Here is a 19,620-nt window from a genome sequence, read left to right as displayed (position 1 = left end):
AACCTCCATTTTTTATACATTCATTAGCAAAAACAAAAAATTATAATGTCATAAGAGTACTTGATCGTTTCCAGTCACATAACGATTGGATCAGACTTTCAATGGTTGCCTTCTCTGACATAAAACTCACAGTCAAACCGGCTTGGGTAGCTGTCTCACCGGTCAAAGGACCTATTACAGCAATCGTAACTCCCTCCAGCAGCGACAACGGATCATGGATCCCCATTTGCCTAAGCGCTTCCAGAAAAAAGGTGACGGTTGAGGAACTCGTAAACGTAATCGCATGAATGGCACGTTCCTCAAGCAGCTTGAGGAGCTCGTCATCCTGTGTGTTGGCTGCCAGCACAGTTTGATACAAATCAGCCTCGGTCACATGAAGCCCCATCTCCCTCAGCTTTTCTGGCAGCCACGGCCGTGCTAGATCACCTCTAGGTAGAAATACGTTCTGCCCTGCCTGCAAATCCTGCTCAAACCCTTCGAGCAAGCCTTCTGCCTGAAAAGGGCCTTCGATCTGTTCTGCCACAATTCCGTGTGTCCGAAGCGCAGCTGCTGTAGCTGGTCCGACTGCGGCAATACGCGCTTTGAACAGCATGCGTACGTCCTTGCCCTGTTCCTTTAAGTGCGTGAAAAAGTATTCAACTCCATTAACGCTGGTGAAAAACACCCAATCATATTCAGGTAGTCGCGCAAATGCCTCTTTAATTTCCTGTTTGGTTGGCTCGTCCGAAGGGGCGACCGTCTGAATAACTGGAAATTCATATGGCTCGCCACCAAGCTCCTCAATCCGGTGAACCAGACTGCTGGCCTGCGCACGCGCGCGAGTAACCAAAATCCGCTTGCCAAACAAAGGCATGTCCTCAGCCCATTTTAACTGTTCACGTTGATTGACCACTTCTCCGACAACGATGACGGCGGGAGGTTGGAAATTCGCGGCCTTCACCTTAGCTTCAATATCCGCCAGCGTACCCACCAGCGTATCCTGCTCAGCGCGGGTCCCCCAACGGATCAAGGCAACAGGAGTATTTGACGGCTTGCCGTGTTTTATCAGCTGTTCACTGATATAGCCGATCTTTGCTACACCCATCATAAAGATCAGTGTGCCCGTTGCGTTCGTCACTTTATCCCAATGAATACTTTTGTCGAGTTTATCGGGACTTTCATGACCTGTAATGATAGACAGCGATGAGGCCATATCCCGGTGTGTGACTGGAATGCCCGCATAGGCGGGCACACTGATTGCTGATGTGATGCCGGGTATAATTTCATAAGAAATACCATGTTTACGCAGTAGCCCGGCTTCCTCGCCGACTCGTCCAAATATAGTGGGGTCTCCCCCTTTAAGACGAACAACTGTTTTTCCTTCCAAGGCCAAATCCACCAGCAGCTGATTAATTTCCTCTTGCTTCATGGTGTGACGATCTGGCAACTTGCCGACATAGATTTTTTGGGCACCTGGCTTCATCAATCCCAAGAGGCGCGGGCTTGCCAGTCTGTCATATACAATGACATCGCCCAATTGAATGCATTCCCAACCCTTGACCGTAATTAATCTTGCGTCTCCGGGTCCTGCACCTACCAAATATACTTTTCCTGCCATGCTATCATCCCCTCACCTGCGCAAGAATCTGTTCCGCTCCTTTGGCTATCAAACTGGCCGCCACCGCTTCTCCCAGCTTTTGCGAATCATTTCCCTGGAGCGTTTCCTTCAAAATAACCTCGCCATCTGGCGAGCCTACCATGCCCGTGAGGCTGATTTCTTGACCAGCCCAGACCGCATGAGCCCCGATCGGCACTTGACACCCCCCATTTAACACGCCCAGAAAGGTTCGTTCTGCCGCAACGGTAGCCGAGGTATCCCGGTCGTTGTAAAGGCGCAGCAAGGCCAATAGTTCTTCATCGCTCGCACGACATTCAATACCTAGCGCTCCCTGCCCAACCGCCGGCAAACAGTCTTCTTCCGATATATAGGATGTAATTCGCTCTTTCCAGCCCATCCGATGCAAGCCTGCTGCCGCCAAAATGATAGCATCAAAACCTTCCGTCTCCAGCTTTTTCAGACGGGAATCAATATTACCCCGCACAGGCTCCAATTGTAGATCAGGTCGCATGGACTTGATTTGACTGGCTCTGCGCAGGCTGCTCGTGCCCACCTTTGCCCCTTGAGGCAAATCCTCCAGGCTCTTGGCGCCCAATGTGATCAGGCAATCACGTGGGTCCTCACGGCGCGGCACAGCGCCGTTGACAAGCCCTTCCGGCAATTCGGAAGGCATATCCTTCATACTATGTACTGCCATATCAATCTCACCAGCCAGCATGGCCTGTTCAATTTCTTTGACAAAAAGCCCTTTGCCACCCACTTTGGACAAGGTTACATCCAATATTCGATCACCCTTGGTCAGGATTTTCTTCACGACAAATTGCAAATCCATTCCATGCTTCGCGCACAGCGCGTTCAAATCTTCAATGACATGCCCGGTCTGAGTTAACGCCAGCGCACTCTGTCTGCTGCCTACCACAATTGTTCGCATGTTATTCCTCCTGATTTTGCGCAATCCATAGGTCTATTTCTTTTTCGGTCCAAGCCATAAATTCATGACGCCGTATTTGATCCAAAATTCCGCTACTCGCCAAGCGCCTCAGTAGTTTGGTCCTTTGCTGTGGGGAACTTATCTTACGTTTGATGATCTGTCGCATATCGTGCATGAAATCCAGATATGGCTCGTATTCGCTACCAAACAACGTATTCAAAGCTGATGTAATATCAGTGGTCACAGCAGGGCCAGCCCCTTCTGTGGAAATACTAATCGTCAGTCTTCCTCGTCGAATGGTACCCGGCGTTATAAAGTTTCCCTCTTCCGATCGATCCGCCACATTTACCAGTATACCCCTTTGTCTGGCCTCGTGCGCAACCTCATCATTCACTTCTCTCTGGTTCGTCGCCGCATATACAAGAAAGGCTCCCTGGAGGTCACCCTCGCGATATACGCGATTTACCCAGTGGAGCTGCTTGTGATCCGCCAGAACCTGTAAATCCGGCGTTATATTCGGGCTAATGACGGTAATGAATGCCCCACTTTCCATCATCCCCTTTACCTTTCGTTCCGCAATCCTACCGCCACCTACAACACAACAGATCTTATTCTTACAATTCAACGAAATCGGGACAAAATGCTGCAAAAGGCTTTTCACTCTCCCGTCCACTGATGAAATACAGACCAGGAATTTAGCAAAAAATTAAGAATCAATAGCGTGTAGCCCACCAATGCCCACTTTGCCATTACTAGCCCTGAACGCTGATTCAATCTTTTGCTCACTAAAAATATAATATACACGCACAAGGCAATCGCTGTCATCAGCACCTTGGTATCTAGCAAGAGACGCCAGCGTTCCTCGGCAATAATAGAAATAACGGCAACTACAATAGAGACTCCCAACAAAGGAGTACCAATCAACAGCGCCATATGCGTATACCGGTCCATCATTTCTAGACTCGGCAAGCGTCGGATCGTGTCATTCCATTTCTTTACTTTCAATTTACGATGCAAAAACAGATATAACCCCGAAAATACAGCTGCTACCGTCATTGCTACAAAACCAAGATTAGCCAGCGCAATATGAATCAGGAGCAGACCATGCACGGTATGCCAATTTCCAAGTGGGTTGTCCAGAGGCTCCATCCATATATTGTTGAGCACTAGCACTGCAAAACTAATAATATTAAGCAACAATACCGCAAATTCGGATCGCTGATAACGTGTCAGAATCAAAGAAATCAGTACCAAAATAACTGAGAACAGAAATAGAAAATCATAGGTCACGAAAATAGGAAGATGCCCTTCATTCCAGGTTCTTATCCCCATATAAGCAAGCTGGAGCACCAGAACGACAACAAGAAGCCCTGTACCTGTCCGTTTAGCATTCGCATTACGACGAATCCCATCCGAGAATACAAACAGAAGGCTCAGGGCAAAAACATAAATCATTGAATCATATATAAGCATGCCTGAAGCCACTTCTGTTCACCCACCTTTACAGGCTGGCCGGCGCAAACGACGCTGGCAAAGCCTGAGCCTGAACGGTTTTTTCATGAACACCGGCTTCCGGTTTCATTAACGCAGATGCATCGCTTTTATCTACTTTCTGAGCGGCGTCATCCAAACGATCCTCCAGAGCAAAAATATGGCTAAACATGTCTAGGGCCTCATTTCCCTGCTTTTGGACAGCCAGTTCCTTTACCCGATTGATCGGATCATGCATCATCTGATTCAGCATACTTTTCGTCAAGCGGCTAATCACTTTGCGTTGCCGTTCATCCAGCTCAGGAAGCTTATTGAACAAGCTTTCCAACGTATCCTGATGTACAGACTCCGCTTTTTCCTGTAATGCACGAATCACCGGACGCACTCCCATCGTTTTCAACCATTGATAAAACTCGCTAAGCTCATCTTCGATCATATGCTCGATTTTTGTAGCTTCGGTACGGCGCATTTCCAAATTGCTCTCCACGATCCCTTCCAGATCATCAATATCGTACAGGAAAACATTCTGTAATTCACCAATAGCCGGGTCGAGATCACGCGGAACCGCAATATCAATCATAAACAAAGGACGGGACTGTCGACGTTTCATACTTGCTTCAACCCGAGTCCGATCCAGAATATAACCCTGGGCACCTGTCGAACTAATGACAATATCCACATCCGCCAACCGATTCATGCCTTCCTCCATCGTAACCGGCGTTCCATGGAACTTGGAGGCAAGGTCTTCCGCACGGGACAGGGTCCGGTTTGCTACAATAACCTCAGCTGCTCCACCGCTGTACAAATGCTTAACAGTAAGCTCGCTCATTTTACCAGCACCGAGAATCAGTACCTTTTTATCGGTAAACATCCCGAAAATCCGTTTGCCCAGCTCAACTGCTGCATAGCTGACAGATACGGCACTTTCTCCAATAGACGTCTCCGAATGGGCACGCTTGCCCAATGTGACGGCTTGCTTAAACAACATATTAAACCACGTTGCCGTAATTTTCTGGGATTGAGCCTGAAGAAAAGCGTTCTTTACCTGTCCCAAAATTTGTGTTTCTCCGATTACCATAGAATCAAGGCCACAAGTCACACGGAACAAATGCCGAATCGCCTGCTCGTCCTCATATATATATAAATGTTGTGTAAATTGATCACGTGGAATGCCAAACCATTGCTCCATAAAACTGCGTATAAAATAACCGCACATATGAAGGCGGTCCACCACAACATATATTTCAGTCCGATTGCAGGTTGCGACAACTACGCCCTCCAACACACTTTTGGTAAGTTTGAGTTGTTCCAGCGCTTTTGGCAAATCTTCTTCTGCAAATGTAAAACGCTCTCTGACTTCCACAGGCGCCGTACGATAATTCAACCCAACAACGACGATGTGCATTGCAAATTCACCTGCCTAAACTGTAATAAGAATAACCACTGTTATCATAAACTATGTTAATTATATCACAGAAGTCCGAATGTCCTCCGGCTGTTTTATGAATTGTTTATGAAAATTGGATGACGTTCATGAATATCTAGCACGTTCTGTATGATTTGATTTAGTGTAAACCACTTTTAAAACAAATAACCATGGAAATGTTCCATGGTTATAATATAGGACGCACAAATGGCTCCATAAAAGAACGATTTACACCAACTCGGCCAGCTTGCACTCCGGTGATTCCACCTGAAGTTCTCCCAAGCCGCGAATCAGCTTCTTCGCATATGTTTTTTTCGGTTTTAGAACGGATACCAGGTAATCAATAGCCAGCTGCGGATCGACAGTCTCACCGCAAGTATAACAATCAATAGCGGCAAATCCTCTCTCAGGATACGTATGAATAGAGAGATGACTCTCCGACAACAGTACAAGCACGGTAGCTCCCTGTGGTTCGAATTGCTTGGATTGAACGGACATCACCGTTGCTCCGCAAGCTTCAGCTGCTTCAACTAATTGAGCCTCCAAAAACTGCGCATCATTCAGTAATTCAAACTCAACACCCCAAGAATCTACGGCAACGTGTCTTCCGAAAGTTGAGTACTCCAATTCCATCTTTCGGTTCCCCCTTCCTAGGAATAAAATGTTTGAAAAAATTTCATCCGCTAGGACCTACGTCATTCACTTCCCGAGGGAATAACCTCTCGCAACATTCAATGTCCTGAGTGAATCCTGGTTCCTATATTCATTTTCAACGAGATTAAAAATAACATCTATGTGAAGCAAATGCAATCATTTTTTTGGAATAAAAAAGCCCCTTTCGGTAAAGAAAGGGACTACACTGCATAACGATTCATTCCATGTATTCATGCCTTATTAAGCTTCCAGTGCAAATAATTTCGAGCAACTCATTCGAAGCTTGTGGTCAATCTGTTCCAACTCCGAGAAAGTACGCGCCAAATTCCGCTGGTCAAGCAACGAATTAATGAGATGATATACGTCTGATATTTCATTTTCGACGTTCTGATGCTGAAAAAGCTGTTGCAGTTCCTGAACCGTATTTTTATATTCAAATACCAGCCTGGAGCCTACGGCATTCTTCTCCATAATTTTACGAACCGTACCTTCATTATAAAAATACACCATAGTGAATCCTTGATATATTCGGTAAACGATGCCTTCGCCCTTAAAACGAACAAAAAGTTTGCGTATAAACAGGGTTAGTTGCGGATGAATTAAGCGGCAAGTCAATTCACACACAAACGCTCCCTCTTGGGCTTCAAAAAACAAATGAACTTCCTCACCCGCACTATGCTCCAGAACGATTTCCTGTCTTCCGTTATCTAGAACTTTAATATAGTAATGCACCTGGGGATCATCCACTGCCCGCAAAAATTCGTCCATTTGAGTTTCCGACAAGGTCAAAGTGGTTTTAACATACTCTGTGGCTAACCGCTGAGCCATACCAATCTCCTCAATTCTTTCCTGAACCTATAAGTTTAAGCTTTATGCTTTATTATACATCAGACCTACAACGCTTTTCTTGCACATCAAATCATAAATTTCCGCCATACATCGGAAATAAACGGAAAATGATAGGGTTGAGACTGCATTATACCCCATATCCTCACTTTTCTGCTTAAATTCCATCAGTGCCTTTAGTTATTATATATTATTCCCACCGATTTAGTGAGTTTAATTTTTTTCAAAGCCCGAATCATGAAAAAAGGACGCCCTTAAGGACGTCCCTAACCTTACAATTCCGTCTGCTCTTCGTCGTCATTCTCTATATAGCTGGAGATGACAGACCACAGCTCTTCCTTGCCCATACCTTCTTCGGATGAAAAGGGGATAAACAATCCCCCGGGAAGTATTCCGAGTTCCTGCTTGATTACCTTATAATGCTTTTCTCGCCGCGTTTTAGGGATTTTATCTGCCTTAGTGCCTACAACGCAGACTGGAAGCCCGTGATGGCGCAGCCAATCGTGCATCATGATATCGTCCTTGGACGGCGGATGACGCAAATCCACCATTTGAAGCACCAGCTTAAGTGGCTCACGCTCCAGCAAATAAGACTCAATCATCTGCCCCCAAGCCTTGCGGGACGTTTTGGATACCTTGGCATAACCGTAACCGGGAAAATCGACAAAATAAAGATCATCATTAATCCGGTAATAATTGAGTTGTTGGGTTTTACCTGGCGTAGAACTGGTACGTGCCAAATTTTTACGGTTAATCAACCGATTAATCAGTGAAGACTTTCCTACATTGGAGCGCCCCGCCAGAGCAATCTCTGGCAAAGCGTCCACAGGAAACTGATCGGGGCCAACCGCACTTATTATAAATTCTGCTTTTGTTACTTTCATTGTGTTCTTAATTCCTCTCTAATGTACCCTTGCCTGCTCAACCAAAGCATGCTTTAGCACCTGATCCATATGGGCAACGGGGACAAATTCAACATCCTGCCGGATACTGTCGGGAATATCCTTCAAATCCCGTTCATTATCTTTGGGAAGCAGAATTTTTTTGTAGCCTGCCCGATGGGCAGCCAGCGACTTCTCTTTCAAACCACCAATCGGCAATACTCGGCCGCGCAAAGTAATTTCGCCCGTCATAGCTACATCCTTGGATACATGACGGTTGGTCAAAGCTGAAATTAATGCGGTAGCAATAGTAATTCCCGCAGATGGACCATCCTTCGGAATCGCACCCTCAGGAATATGAATGTGGATATCATTTTTCTCATAAAAGTCCAGTTCAATGCCCAGATCAACTGCTTTGGAACGAGTGTAGCTGAATGCCGCCTGGGCAGATTCCTTCATAACGTCTCCCAATTTACCCGTAAGAATCAGTTTACCACTACCAGGTACGACCGTCACTTCAATCATCAGTGTTTCACCACCGACCTCTGTCCATGCCAAGCCTGTAACCGTACCGATCTGATCCTCCAGTTCTGCAACACCGTAACGGAATTTAGCGATACCCAGATAATCCTTCAGATTATCCGGTGTGATTTGAATCGGCCCTTCGCCACCAGATACAACGGACTTCGCTGCCTTGCGGCACAGAGAAGCCATTTGCTGTTCTAGATTCCGCACACCGGATTCACGGGTATATTCACGAATGACACGCAGGAGCGTATCCTCCCCGATGACCAACTGTTCCTCGTTCAAGCCATGCTCTCTCTTCTGCTTGGGCAATAGGTACCGGTTGGCGATTTCCAGCTTCTCCAATTCGGTGTAGCCTGGAATATAGAGTGTCTCCATACGGTCCATTAGCGGACGCGGGATGTTGTGTGCAGCATTGGCTGTCGTTACAAACATCACATTGGACAGATCAAACGGCAGCTCGACAAAATGGTCACTGAACGTATTGTTTTGTTCAGGATCAAGCACTTCGAGCAATGCTGCCGATGGATCCCCCCGAAAATCGGAAGCCATTTTATCAATCTCATCCAGCAAAAATACCGGATTAGACGTTCCTGCGGTCTTCATCCCTTGAATGATCCGCCCCGGCATCGCGCCAACATAAGTCCGGCGGTGACCACGGATTTCCGCTTCATCCCGCACACCTCCGAGAGAAATGCGAACAAATTCCCGACCCATGGATTTGGCAATCGAACGGGCCAACGAGGTCTTGCCGACCCCTGGCGGGCCTACGAGACACAGAATCGGTCCCTTAATGGTCTTCACCAGCTTGCGCACAGCCAAATACTCCAATACACGTTCCTTGGGTTTATCGAGTCCGTAGTGGTCGTTATTGAGTACCTCTTCCGCTTTGACGATATCCAGATCATCATCGGTAAACTTGTTCCACGGCAAGCTTAACAACCAATCAACATAATTACGGATGACGCCACCCTCGGCAGAGCTTGCTGGCATTTTTTCCAGACGATCGATTTCCTTTTCGACCTTCTCCTTCACCGGAACAGGTAGCTCCAGTTCACTTAGCTGGTTGCGCAGTTCTTCAACTTCTCCTGCGCGGCCTTCCTTCTCGCCAAGTTCCTTTTGAATCGCCTTCATTTGTTCACGCAGATAATACTCCTTCTGCGTCTTCTCCATTTGCTTCTTCACACGCTGGTTGATTTTACGTTCCAGCTCCAGTACTTCACGCTCATTGTTCAAAATATCCAGAAGCTTCTCCAGACGCTGAGTAACGTCGACGGTCTCCAGTATATCCTGCTTTTCCTTAATTTTGAGCGTTAGATGACTTGTGATCACGTCTGCAAGCCGTCCCGGCTCCTCAATATCGGATACCGCAGCGAGAGTCTCCGGTGTTACCTTTTTGGACAAGTTGATATAATGCTCGAACTGAGTTAATACAGTGCGCATAAGCGCATCCGTCTCAGGCTGTACGTTTTCTGCCTCGTGCAGCTCCTTCGCCATTACCTCGTAATATTCTTCATTGTCCGTATATTGAATAATCTCGGCGCGTTCCAGCCCTTCCACCAATACTCGAATAGTTCCATTAGGAAGCTTGAGCATCTGGCGCACCTTGGCTACCGTGCCGACTCGAAAGATGTCCTCTTGTGTAGGTTCTTCAATATTTACTTCTGATTGAGAACACAGGAGAATCAAATTGTCTTCAACCATCGCTTTTTCCAAAGCCTTGACCGATTTTTCCCGGCCCACATCGAGATGCAGAACCATGCTCGGGTAGACCAGAAGTCCTCTTAAAGGCAGCAAAGGAAAACGACGACCTTTTGTCTTGGTGGGTCCCATCGCTTTCGCACCTCCAGTGATTCTCAGGTTCCGGATTTTACAATCCTCACGTTGTTATCTTTCATATTTTATCAAATGTTTTATGAAAAAACCAATGAAAGGGTGGTTCATCAGCAAGATCCTGTATCTGATATCGTCCCGTTATGCGTTCCATCAGCCTGTAACAAGGAAGATTGGGATGGGCGAAAAGTCTCAATTGGCGCATGCACAGGCAAATCTGACGTCATCTCTTCCCCAAACACATGTCGGAACACTTCGGTAACTGACTGTACAGGAATGACTTTTAAACCCTCAATACCGTCAAAAAGAGCTTGCCAGTTGTCCTGCGGAATGATCACCTTTTTGGCTCCAGCCTGAAAAGCGGCTTCAACCTTGGCTAATACACCACCAATCGGTTTGACACGACCATGGATGCTAACTTCGCCAGTCATAGCAATTTCATGATCCACCGGAATTCCCCGCATCGCGGAAGCAATGGCTGTTGCCATCGCAATTCCTGCGGATGGGCCATCTACTGGCGTACCCCCAGGGAAATTGATATGCAAATCGTAATTCGATGGAGATAATCCGAGCGTACGCAAAACGGTTAAAACATTTTCCACAGAACCTTTAGCCATGCTCTTACGGCGCAGCGTGCGGGACCCACCTTCAATTTCTTCCTCATCCACGACCCCCGTAATATTATAAATTCCCTTTCCCTCAGGAACCGGAACTGCTGTAACTTCAATTTCCAGCAGCATCCCCATGTTCGGGCCATATACAGCTAATCCGTTAACGAATCCGATTTGCGGCAAGCCCGGTATTTTTCGGTCAGGACGTGGTTGAATCTGACTGCTGCCCGCTACCCATTCCACGTCGGAAGCATTGAGACGCTCCCTTTTCTCGGTAAGTGCCAAACCAGCAGCCAGCTGGATCATATTGACCGCTTCCCGACCGTTCGTTGCGTAACGTTGTACAACTTCTACCGCCTCAGGGCAAGGGCCAAAGCCTAGCTTGTGGACAGCATCCTCTGCAATACGAGCAATCTCCTGTGGCTGTAAGGCACGGAAATAAATCTCCATGCACCGGGAGCGAATCGCAGGTGGCAGTTCATGCGGCGAACGGGTCGTCGCACCTACCAAACGAAAATCGGCTGGCAAACCGTTTTGGAAAATATCGTGGATATAAGCAGGAGTGTTCGAATCTTCCGAGTTGTAATACGCACTCTCCAAAAATACCTTGCGATCCTCCAGTACTTTCAACAGTTTATTCATCTGCGTTGGATGCAGCTCACCAATCTCATCAATGAACAGCATTCCCCCATGCGCCTTCGTCACAGCTCCGGGCTTAGGCTGCGGGATTCCAGCCACCCCCATCGCTCCTGCCCCTTGATAGATTGGATCATGCACTGAACCTATCAGCGGATCCGCAATACCGCGCTCGTCAAAGCGGGCCGTCGTAGCATCAATCTCCGTGAATTTGGCATCTCCCTTGAACGGGGAGGACAGATTCTTCTTAGCCTCTTCCAGCACCACGCGTGCAGCAGCCGTCTTCCCTACACCCGGCGGGCCATAAATAATGACATGCTGCGGATTCGCACTACATAACGCTGCCTTGAGTGCGCGCAGTCCGTCCTTCTGACCCACGATATCCTGTAATGTGGCAGGACGTGTGCGTTCAGCCAACGGCTTAGTAAGTGAAATAGAGCGCAATTTGCGCAGCTTATCCAATTCCTTGCGGGATTCCCGATCCACCGCACTACGGTTCGTTTTCTGGCTCCGCAGGAGGTTCCAGAAATACAGACCAATTACAATCCCGAAAAACATTTGCACCAATAACAAAATCATAGTCAAGTCCATCGTATTTCCTCCGTTTCTCATCTCAGCAATTTGAAAAATGCCGCTCTATGAAAAACAGTATTTCCTTTTCCGCGATAGCTAAACGGCGGTCTTTCAAAAGATCAGAGAGAAATACAAAAACGCCGTGAAGAACAGTTCTGTAGCAGAGCTGCTCTCCACGGCGTTTAAATGATGACAATAGATTATGACTATGCCTCTTTATATAACTGCTTTGCCTACACCTTCTCGGCGGTATGACGTTCTTCACGTCCAGGGATTTTCCCTGTTTCCTCATATGCCTTGACGATGATATCAATTTCTTTTTTCAATTCGTCGACCATATCAGCCTCTGGTACTTTGCGAATCATTTTTCCATAACGGAACAAAAGGCCTTCACCGCGTGCCCCAGCAATTCCGATATCAGCTTCCTTCGCTTCACCCGGGCCATTTACTGCACAACCCAGTACTGATACTTTAATCGGTACCTTGAGTTTCGCAATGTAGTCCTCCACCTCGTTGGCAATAGAGAACAGATCTATATCCAGACGTCCACAAGTCGGACAAGAAATCAGTGTAGCTGCGTTTGTAATCAATCCAAATGTCTTGAGCAACTCACGTGCTACCTTCACTTCTTCCACCGGATCAGCACTGAGCGAAATACGCATTGTAGAGCCGATGCCTGAGGCCAGCAAAGCGCCCATACCTGCCGCACTTTTAACCGTACCAGTAAAGAGTGTACCCGCTTCGGTAATACCCAGATGGAGCGGGTACTTAATAATTTCAGCGGCCTTCGTATAAGCTGCAATCGCCATAGGAACGTCAGACGCTTTCAGTGACACAATAATGTCATGGAAATCAAGTTCTTCCAGTATCCCGATATGATACAGTGCGCTTTCTACCATCGCTTCTGGCGTAGGGTATCCATACTTATCCAGTAAATGCTGTTCCAATGATCCGGCGTTCACACCAATCCGAATCGGAATCCCTTTTTCCTTACATGCCTTCACGACAGCTTCCACTTTTTCACGTCGTCCAATGTTACCTGGATTAATGCGAACCTTATCAATTCCATTTTCAATTGCCAGTAGAGCCAGCTTGTGATTAAAGTGAATATCTGCAACCAACGGAATATGAATCCGTTTTTTTATTTCCTTAATGGCTGCGGCAGCTTCCTCATTGTTGACGGTAACCCGCACCAGTTGACATCCAGCTTCTTCCAAGCGAAGAATCTCGGCTACAGTTGCTTCTACATCTGCTGTTTTGGTTGTACACATACTTTGGATGATGACTTCATTGCTGCCGCCAATCGTCAGATTCCCGACTTTAACGGGACGTGTGTCTTGTCTTAAGAACATGTACTTTTCTCTCCCATTAACGCCAAACCTCCACCCCTTAAAACCTCATACAGGTTTAGTGAAGTGGAGATCCGGCTTCTCATGTTTTAGAGATCGCGAAGTATCAATCCTTAGGCGCTCTCTTCTTGTTTTTTATCCTTATCTGTACCACCGAGTTCCGGTGCAATTTTGTCTTTTACAACCTGCTCATTGATGACGCAAGTAGTCACATCCTCACGGGAAGGAACCTCATACATTACGTCCAGCATAATACCTTCGATGATCGCACGAAGGCCACGGGCACCCGTGTTACGCTTGATCGCTTCGCGAGCAATAGCTTCCAGAGCATCTTGCTTAAACTCTAGTTGCACATTATCCAGTTCAAGCAGCTTCTGGTATTGCTTGGTTAACGCATTTTTCGGTTCGGACAGAATACGAACCAATGTGTTCTCATCAAGCGGCTCCAGCGTAGAAATTACTGGCAAGCGTCCTACAAATTCCGGAATCAGACCGAATTTCAAAAGATCCTCAGGCAATACCATTGAAGTATATTCGCCTGGTTTCAGATCTTTTTGTTCGCTAGTAGCGTTGAAGCCGATAACCTTTTTACCGATACGGCGTTTGATCATTTGCTCCAGACCATCAAAGGCACCACCGCAAATGAACAGGATATTCGTGGTGTCAATTTGAATGAACTCTTGATGTGGATGCTTGCGACCGCCTTGCGGAGGTACAGAAGCAACTGTGCCTTCCAAAATCTTAAGCAACGCCTGCTGTACACCTTCACCCGATACGTCACGCGTAATGGACGGGTTTTCGGATTTGCGGGCTACTTTATCAATTTCGTCAATGTAGATAATGCCGCGTTCGGCTTTTTCCACATCATAATCGGCAGCTTGAATCAGTTTCAACAAAATATTTTCAACGTCTTCACCCACATAACCTGCTTCCGTAAGGGAAGTGGCATCTGCGATAGCAAAAGGAACGTTCAAAATTTTAGCCATGGTTTGCGCAAGCAACGTTTTACCCGAACCAGTAGGTCCAAGCATCAAAATGTTACTTTTTTGCAGTTCCACATCATCAATTTTGTTTTGAGTATTAATACGTTTGTAGTGATTATATACCGCTACAGACAACGATTTTTTCGCTTGATCCTGACCAATGACATATTGGTCCAGAATGTCACGGATTTGCATTGGTTTCGGAATGTCTTTCAGATCTACTTCTTCTTCATGACCCAATTCCTCTTCTACAATCTCCGTGCACAACTCAATGCATTCGTCACATATATATACGCCCGGTCCAGCAACAAGCTTGCGAACCTGATCCTGAGATTTACCGCAGAAAGAACATTTCAATTGTCCTTTTTCATCATTAAATTTAAACATAGAGCCACCCCTTTACAGATTAATCGGTTTAGACAGCACCTGGTCAATGATACCGTATGCTTTTGCCTCTTCCGCTTCCATGAAGAAATCCCGGTCAGTATCACGTTCGATTTTTTCGAGGGGCTGACCCGTACGCTCTACATAGATTTGATTCAGCTTAGCACGTGTTTTGATAATCCAGTCCGCATGAATCAGCATATCGGAGGCTTGCCCTTGAATGCCACCGAGCGGCTGATGGATCATGACTTCACTGTTGGTAAGCGCGTATCTCTTGCCTGGCGCACCCGCTGTGAGCAGCAACGAACCCATACTTGCAGCCATGCCTACACAGATCGTCGATACGTCCGGCTTAATGAATTGCATTGTATCATATATACCCATGCCCGCAGTTACAGAACCGCCTGGCGAGTTAATGTACAAATTAATATCCTTCTCTGGATCTTCCGCAGAAAGGAACAATAACTGTGCAATGACGAGATTGGCGACATCGTCATCAATCGGGCCACTTAGGAAAATAATACGATCCTTAAGCAACCGCGAGTAAATATCGTAAGATCGTTCTCCTCGATTCGTTTGTTCCACAACCATAGGGACGAGACTCATCACGACCAACCTCTTTTCTTTATTAAAATGAACACCTGTATTCATCCGCTTCCTTATGTCCCATTAAAACGGAAGCAGCAAGCATGAAACGTGAACACCTTACAAAATATTTTAACATGTTCAGAGTCTCGTGTCATATTTGCATGCGCTCATATATGCAGTGCGGGCTGTTTAAAGTACACTCTGCCGAGACCTTCTCATATTTAACCATGTTTCGTATGTATGTGCAAATATACGGTAGTGACTTATGTAAAACAAAAAAACACGACTCACAGCACTTTCCATAAACGACTAAAATTTGGGTTACCAAAGGTAAAAATAAGGCACGTAACTTTCACTACGTGCCTTATCCCTATCTAATTGCTACGTTGCAGCTTGTTACAGCATACTCCGTATATTTTATCGTCTGAATTATTCAGTAGCTTCAACTGGCGCTTCTACTTCTTTGCTGTTTTCCACCAACAAAGCAATCGTTTTGCGCAGTGAAATTTCTTCTTTCAGGTTAGCGAACGAGCCGTTACCTTCCAGAATGCTGCGGATTTCCTCAACTGAACGTTTGTAAGCTTCAGCCATGTTTTTCAGTTCTTCATCAATTTCCGCTTCGGAAACTTCGATGTTTTCTGCTTTAGCCACTTGCTCCAGCACGAGGTTGTTACGTACGCGCTTCTCAGCATCAGCTTTCATTTGCTCTTCCAGGTCTTCCTTGCTTTGACCAGAGAATCCGAGGAACATTTCAAGGTTCATACCTTGGCTACGCAAACGGTTGTCGAAATCGCGAACCATGTTTTGCACTTCGCTCTTCACCATTGCTTCAGGAATGTCGATTGTTGCATTCTCAGCAACTTTCTCCACTACAGCACCCTCGCGGGCTGCTTTAGCTTCGTTTTCCTTACGATCCAACAATTGCTTTTTCAAGTCTTCCTTGAATTCAGCCAGTGTGTCAAATTCGCTTACATCTTTAGCAAATTCATCGTCCAGTTCAGGAAGAACTTTGCGTTTCAGTTCGTGAACTTTCACTTTGAATACCGCTTGTTTGCCAGCGAGGTCAGCAGAATGGTAGTTCTCAGGGAACGTTACTTCAACGTCCTTGGAATCACCAGTGTGCAAACCAACCACTTGCTCTTCAAAACCAGGGATAAATGTGTTAGAGCCCAGTTCCAAAGAATACTTCTCAGCTTGTCCGCCTTCGAATGGTACACCATCCACGGAACCGTCGAAGTCAATAATAGCTGTATCACCGGATTGAGCAGCATCTTCATCAACGACAACCAATTCAGCATGACGTTGTTGCAGGCGCTCCAGTTCTTGAGCCAGTTCTTCGTCGCTTACTTCGAGTTTGCTTACAGGCACTTCTACGCCTTTGTAATCGCCCAAAGTCACTTCAGGTTTAACAGTAACCTTTGCTTTGAATTTGAAAGATTCGCCTTTAGCAAATTGATCAATTTCAACGTCAGGGCTGTCAACCGGGAAGATGTCTGTTTGCTCTACAGCTTGGCTGTAAGCTTCTGGCAACAGGATGTCAATTGCATCCTGGTACAGACTTTCAATACCATAGCGTTTTTCAAAGATAGGACGTGGTACTTTACCTTTACGGAATCCTGGTACACTTACTTGTTTTGCCACTTTATTAAAAGCTTTGTCGAGTGCAGCGGCTACACGATCCGCGTCAACCTCAACTTCAAGAACCCCAAGGTTCTTCTCTATTTTCTCCCAAGTTGCTTTCATTTTATGCTTTCCCCTCCAACAAAATCTTCACTTAGTTTTCATTACAATCAACGCACACAAAATAACCACTATAGTATATCTAACATTACTGTCTTTTTCAAGAGCAGCCCTTTGAATGCTTCACAGGTAAACGTTTCCGGTCATTAAGGAGTGTTCATTCCCGCCGCTACGAATAGTCGCATCGACCGATACGCCTGCTCAAAACGGAAGCGCAGCGCATCTGTAATACCATATATAGCACGGGTTTCTTCCTCATTTTTATTTCCGTTCAAACTTTCCGAAACCGTCTGATGGAGTGCTGCAGCCCAAATATCCGGCATTCCGTCCTCTTCCACCAACATTGATCTATAATCTTTTGTACCGTATACTGCCATCACAAACTGTGACCACAACTCCTGTGCAAAATAGAATAGTGTAGGCTCGTGCACCTCAGTCTGATCGGCCACCCGTTCCAAAATACGCATAATCGATTCTGGAAAATCACCTGGCTGTAACGGAACCGTTTCAATGTCGATTTCCGCTTGTTCATCACCCCGTCTGATTTCTATCGTCCCTTCCATTCCGCGTCGTCGCATTGTCTGTAGAACACGGAATTGAAGTAAAGGATGGATTTCCCGTTCCGTAATCCAGCGAAGCAAGGCATCGTCGATTTCTGGCAGTTCCAGATAGGACAACTGCTCCAACGCTAAAATCGTCTGTTCGGATAAGGGTTCATCCATAGCCATCCGCAACAGCTTGTTGCCGTAGCCTGCATCCTGCTCCTGCTTAAAGCGTGCATGACGGCGAGCTAACTCTACTTCACTGACTTCTTCTTCCACAGCGTCCGTTACCGCCCCGTTGTCAGCGTACTGTGGAAATGCAGCCTCCAGCCATTGTAATAAAGCGTTCCATTCATCGTATTGCTTCTGCTCCTGTCCCTGACACTGCATTAAAAAACGCAGCATCGCCATCGCCTCTCCGTAACGTTCGTTTTCAAGCATCACAGTAAGTTGAATTTGATAATAGTCCAGTGTCTTCGGAAACAATACAATATTATTTTCTTTTGTCGTCACCTTGGAGTCCTTTATTCAAGGCACCCCCTCTCCTTCGCAAGCTCAAGTATTTGTAGATTATATGAGAAACAGTAGCCGAAGTCCAACCACTCGTCTTACACATATTCACCTGTATTCTAACATACCCTTTTATAAGGCAAAAAAAACTACGTCTACTCAGAATTTATGCTGTATAAAGCCTAAATAAGCGATATATGCAAAATAAGACTTGAATTTCTTTTATCCATATGATATATTAATATTCGCTTGAATTTTATGTCCCAGTAGCTCAGCTGGATAGAGCAACGGCCTTCTAAGCCGTCGGTCGGGGGTTCGAATCCCTCCTGGGACGTCATAACAAGAAGCCTCCATAATGGAGGCTTTTTTTGTTCTCATGAGATAAACCACGGGGGAACGTCGGGTCATCGGTATCGTTAGCCTATACTTCGCAGCCGACCATAGGGAGAGTATCTCTCTTGATAAATTACACCAAAAATAGCTTCCGCAAGGGAGCCTTTTTCATTATAAATAATGTAGAAAGATTAGTCTGCCCATCACTACTTTAGGCGCTGGTTTCAAGTCTCTACTCTTTCAAAAAAGGGCAGAAATTGCTATCATCTATCATGTTGCACCATTTCAGGACCATTTTAATGAAAAACCTATGAAGTCCAGATAGAAGACATTTATAAGCTTATGTCAACAAAGGATATACAAATCACATCGCTTACCGCGTGATTAGCAAGGAGATTAATCAAATGAAATTAATATCTTGGAATGTAAACGGCTTAAGAGCCTGTGTGACCAAAGGGTTTTATACTTATCTAAAAGAAACAAATGCCGATATTTTTTGCGTACAGGAAACGAAGCTTCAAGAAGGTCAAATCCTCATGGAGAACATGGAGGAATACACACAATACTGGAATTACGCTGAGAAAAAAGGATATTCCGGCACGGCTATTTTCACCAAAATCAAGCCGCTCTCTGTGCATTATGGACTTGAGGAAAACGAAGAACCAGAGGGCCGAACCATTACTCTGGAATTCGAAAAATTTTATCTCGTCAATGTGTACACTCCGAATACCAAACGGGACTTATCCCGACTACCCTACAGACTGGAATGGGAAGACCGTTTTCGCAGCTACCTGCAACAACTGGATGCTTTGAAGCCTGTCATCGTTTGTGGAGACTTGAACGTAGCTCATCAGGAGATCGACCTCAAAAATGCCAAAGCTAACTACGGAAATGCCGGATTCACGCCTGAGGAACGGGAACGCATGTCACAGCTGCTAGACGCCGGATTTATAGATACCTTCAGATCCTTTTATCCTGACCGGACGGATGTTTATTCCTGGTGGTCCTACATGCCAAAGGTGAGAGAAAGGAATATCGGCTGGCGGATTGATTACTTCCTCGTCTCGGAGAGACTTCGTCCGCTTTTGATGGATGCGAGCATTGATTGTCATATTACAGGCAGTGACCACTGCCCTGTGATATTGGATTTACAAGATATTTCAGCATAGGTCCCCCTGCCCTGACAC

At 46.0% G+C, this 19,620-nt stretch carries 16 protein-coding genes and 1 tRNA gene; 2 read left to right on the top strand and 15 right to left on the bottom strand.

Annotated features, from left to right (window positions below; translation table 11 throughout):
- Nucleotides 1-40: 40 nt before the first annotated feature.
- The 15 genes from cobA to NLX78_RS09600 all read right to left on the bottom strand — a co-directional run bounded on the left by cobA (nucleotide 41) and on the right by NLX78_RS09600 (nucleotide 18,103).
- Entirely contained in the window at nucleotides 41-1,597 is a 1,557-nt protein-coding gene (cobA, locus tag NLX78_RS09670) for a uroporphyrinogen-III C-methyltransferase (RefSeq protein ID WP_250266511.1), read from the bottom strand.
- 4 nt (nucleotides 1,598-1,601) lie between these two features.
- The gene (gene hemC, locus NLX78_RS09665; RefSeq protein WP_250266512.1) at nucleotides 1,602-2,528 is read right to left on the bottom strand and encodes a hydroxymethylbilane synthase; all 927 of its coding nucleotides are present in this window, start codon (nucleotides 2,526-2,528) and stop codon (nucleotides 1,602-1,604) included.
- Nucleotide 2,529: 1 nt separating this feature from the next.
- Nucleotides 2,530-3,153 (bottom strand): precorrin-2 dehydrogenase/sirohydrochlorin ferrochelatase family protein, encoded by a 624-nt coding sequence (locus tag NLX78_RS09660; RefSeq protein ID WP_254350252.1) that lies wholly within the window; start codon nucleotides 3,151-3,153, stop codon nucleotides 2,530-2,532.
- A 32-nt stretch (nucleotides 3,154-3,185) separates the two neighbouring features.
- Nucleotides 3,186-4,013 (bottom strand): cytochrome c biogenesis protein CcsA, encoded by an 828-nt coding sequence (gene ccsA, locus NLX78_RS09655; RefSeq protein WP_061828817.1) that lies wholly within the window; start codon nucleotides 4,011-4,013, stop codon nucleotides 3,186-3,188.
- Between the two features lie 16 nt (nucleotides 4,014-4,029).
- The gene (gene hemA / locus NLX78_RS09650) at nucleotides 4,030-5,424 is read right to left on the bottom strand and encodes a glutamyl-tRNA reductase (protein ID WP_069290219.1); all 1,395 of its coding nucleotides are present in this window, start codon (nucleotides 5,422-5,424) and stop codon (nucleotides 4,030-4,032) included.
- A gap of 249 nt (nucleotides 5,425-5,673) precedes the next feature.
- Entirely contained in the window at nucleotides 5,674-6,072 is a 399-nt protein-coding gene (speD, locus tag NLX78_RS09645; RefSeq protein WP_250268951.1) for an adenosylmethionine decarboxylase, read from the bottom strand.
- A 267-nt stretch (nucleotides 6,073-6,339) separates the two neighbouring features.
- Complete coding sequence (locus tag NLX78_RS09640; RefSeq protein WP_250266514.1) at nucleotides 6,340-6,927, bottom strand: non-ribosomal peptide synthetase module; 588 nt, start codon at nucleotides 6,925-6,927, stop codon at nucleotides 6,340-6,342.
- Nucleotides 6,928-7,217: 290 nt separating this feature from the next.
- The gene (gene yihA, locus NLX78_RS09635) at nucleotides 7,218-7,829 is read right to left on the bottom strand and encodes a ribosome biogenesis GTP-binding protein YihA/YsxC (RefSeq protein WP_061828820.1); all 612 of its coding nucleotides are present in this window, start codon (nucleotides 7,827-7,829) and stop codon (nucleotides 7,218-7,220) included.
- 18 nt (nucleotides 7,830-7,847) lie between these two features.
- Nucleotides 7,848-10,184 carry an endopeptidase La gene (gene lon, locus NLX78_RS09630; RefSeq protein ID WP_061828821.1) on the bottom strand — a complete coding sequence of 779 codons (2,337 nt, stop codon included), beginning with the start codon at nucleotides 10,182-10,184 and terminating at the stop codon, nucleotides 7,848-7,850.
- 110 nt (nucleotides 10,185-10,294) lie between these two features.
- Complete coding sequence (lonB, locus tag NLX78_RS09625) at nucleotides 10,295-12,022, bottom strand: ATP-dependent protease LonB (RefSeq protein ID WP_254350251.1); 1,728 nt, start codon at nucleotides 12,020-12,022, stop codon at nucleotides 10,295-10,297.
- Between the two features lie 215 nt (nucleotides 12,023-12,237).
- Nucleotides 12,238-13,356: a flavodoxin-dependent (E)-4-hydroxy-3-methylbut-2-enyl-diphosphate synthase gene (gene ispG / locus NLX78_RS09620; RefSeq protein WP_025718670.1), complete on the bottom strand. Its 1,119-nt coding sequence runs from the start codon at nucleotides 13,354-13,356 to the stop codon at nucleotides 12,238-12,240.
- A 110-nt stretch (nucleotides 13,357-13,466) separates the two neighbouring features.
- On the bottom strand, nucleotides 13,467-14,723 hold the full coding sequence (gene clpX, locus NLX78_RS09615) for an ATP-dependent protease ATP-binding subunit ClpX (RefSeq protein ID WP_013311623.1): 1,257 nt from the start codon (nucleotides 14,721-14,723) through the stop codon (nucleotides 13,467-13,469).
- Nucleotides 14,724-14,735: 12 nt separating this feature from the next.
- A complete protein-coding gene (clpP, locus tag NLX78_RS09610; RefSeq protein WP_016324659.1) occupies nucleotides 14,736-15,326 on the bottom strand; it encodes an ATP-dependent Clp endopeptidase proteolytic subunit ClpP in 591 nt (196 codons plus the stop codon).
- Nucleotides 15,327-15,737: 411 nt separating this feature from the next.
- Nucleotides 15,738-17,051: a trigger factor gene (gene tig / locus NLX78_RS09605; protein WP_250266515.1), complete on the bottom strand. Its 1,314-nt coding sequence runs from the start codon at nucleotides 17,049-17,051 to the stop codon at nucleotides 15,738-15,740.
- A 143-nt stretch (nucleotides 17,052-17,194) separates the two neighbouring features.
- Entirely contained in the window at nucleotides 17,195-18,103 is a 909-nt protein-coding gene (locus NLX78_RS09600) for a hypothetical protein (RefSeq protein ID WP_254350250.1), read from the bottom strand.
- A gap of 257 nt (nucleotides 18,104-18,360) precedes the next feature.
- Between NLX78_RS09600 and NLX78_RS09595 the strand changes: the two genes are divergently transcribed.
- Together NLX78_RS09595 and NLX78_RS09590 are read left to right on the top strand one after the other, a co-directional pair.
- Nucleotides 18,361-18,434: transfer RNA gene (locus tag NLX78_RS09595), tRNA-Arg, on the top strand.
- A 403-nt stretch (nucleotides 18,435-18,837) separates the two neighbouring features.
- The gene (locus NLX78_RS09590) at nucleotides 18,838-19,602 is read left to right on the top strand and encodes an exodeoxyribonuclease III (protein ID WP_165179222.1); all 765 of its coding nucleotides are present in this window, start codon (nucleotides 18,838-18,840) and stop codon (nucleotides 19,600-19,602) included.
- The last annotated feature ends 18 nt before the right edge of the window (nucleotides 19,603-19,620 follow it).

The organism is Paenibacillus sp. Lou8.1 (assembly GCF_024213565.1).
In the GTDB taxonomy this organism is placed as follows: Bacteria; Bacillota; Bacilli; order Paenibacillales; family Paenibacillaceae; genus Paenibacillus; species Paenibacillus polymyxa_B.
This window is presented reverse-complemented; position numbering and strand designations above follow the sequence as displayed.

Bases quoted from the DNA above. Each gene is read 5' to 3' on its own strand.
- ispG (WP_025718670.1), bottom strand. From the start codon at position 13,356: ATGTTCTTAAGACAAGACACACGTCCCGTTAAAGTCGGGAATCTGACG.
- clpP (WP_016324659.1), bottom strand. From the start codon at position 15,326: ATGAGTCTCGTCCCTATGGTTGTGGAACAAACGAATCGAGGAGAACGA.
- hemA (WP_069290219.1), bottom strand. From the start codon at position 5,424: ATGCACATCGTCGTTGTTGGGTTGAATTATCGTACGGCGCCTGTGGAA.
- yihA (WP_061828820.1), bottom strand. From the start codon at position 7,829: ATGAAAGTAACAAAAGCAGAATTTATAATAAGTGCGGTTGGCCCCGAT.
- hemC (WP_250266512.1), bottom strand. From the start codon at position 2,528: ATGCGAACAATTGTGGTAGGCAGCAGACAGAGTGCGCTGGCGTTAACT.
- clpX (WP_013311623.1), bottom strand. From the start codon at position 14,723: ATGTTTAAATTTAATGATGAAAAAGGACAATTGAAATGTTCTTTCTGC.
- NLX78_RS09640 (WP_250266514.1), bottom strand. From the start codon at position 6,927: ATGGCTCAGCGGTTAGCCACAGAGTATGTTAAAACCACTTTGACCTTG.
- lonB (WP_254350251.1), bottom strand. From the start codon at position 12,022: ATGGACTTGACTATGATTTTGTTATTGGTGCAAATGTTTTTCGGGATT.
- cobA (WP_250266511.1), bottom strand. From the start codon at position 1,597: ATGGCAGGAAAAGTATATTTGGTAGGTGCAGGACCCGGAGACGCAAGA.
- lon (WP_061828821.1), bottom strand. From the start codon at position 10,184: ATGGGACCCACCAAGACAAAAGGTCGTCGTTTTCCTTTGCTGCCTTTA.
- tig (WP_250266515.1), bottom strand. From the start codon at position 17,051: ATGAAAGCAACTTGGGAGAAAATAGAGAAGAACCTTGGGGTTCTTGAA.
- NLX78_RS09590 (WP_165179222.1), top strand. From the start codon at position 18,838: ATGAAATTAATATCTTGGAATGTAAACGGCTTAAGAGCCTGTGTGACC.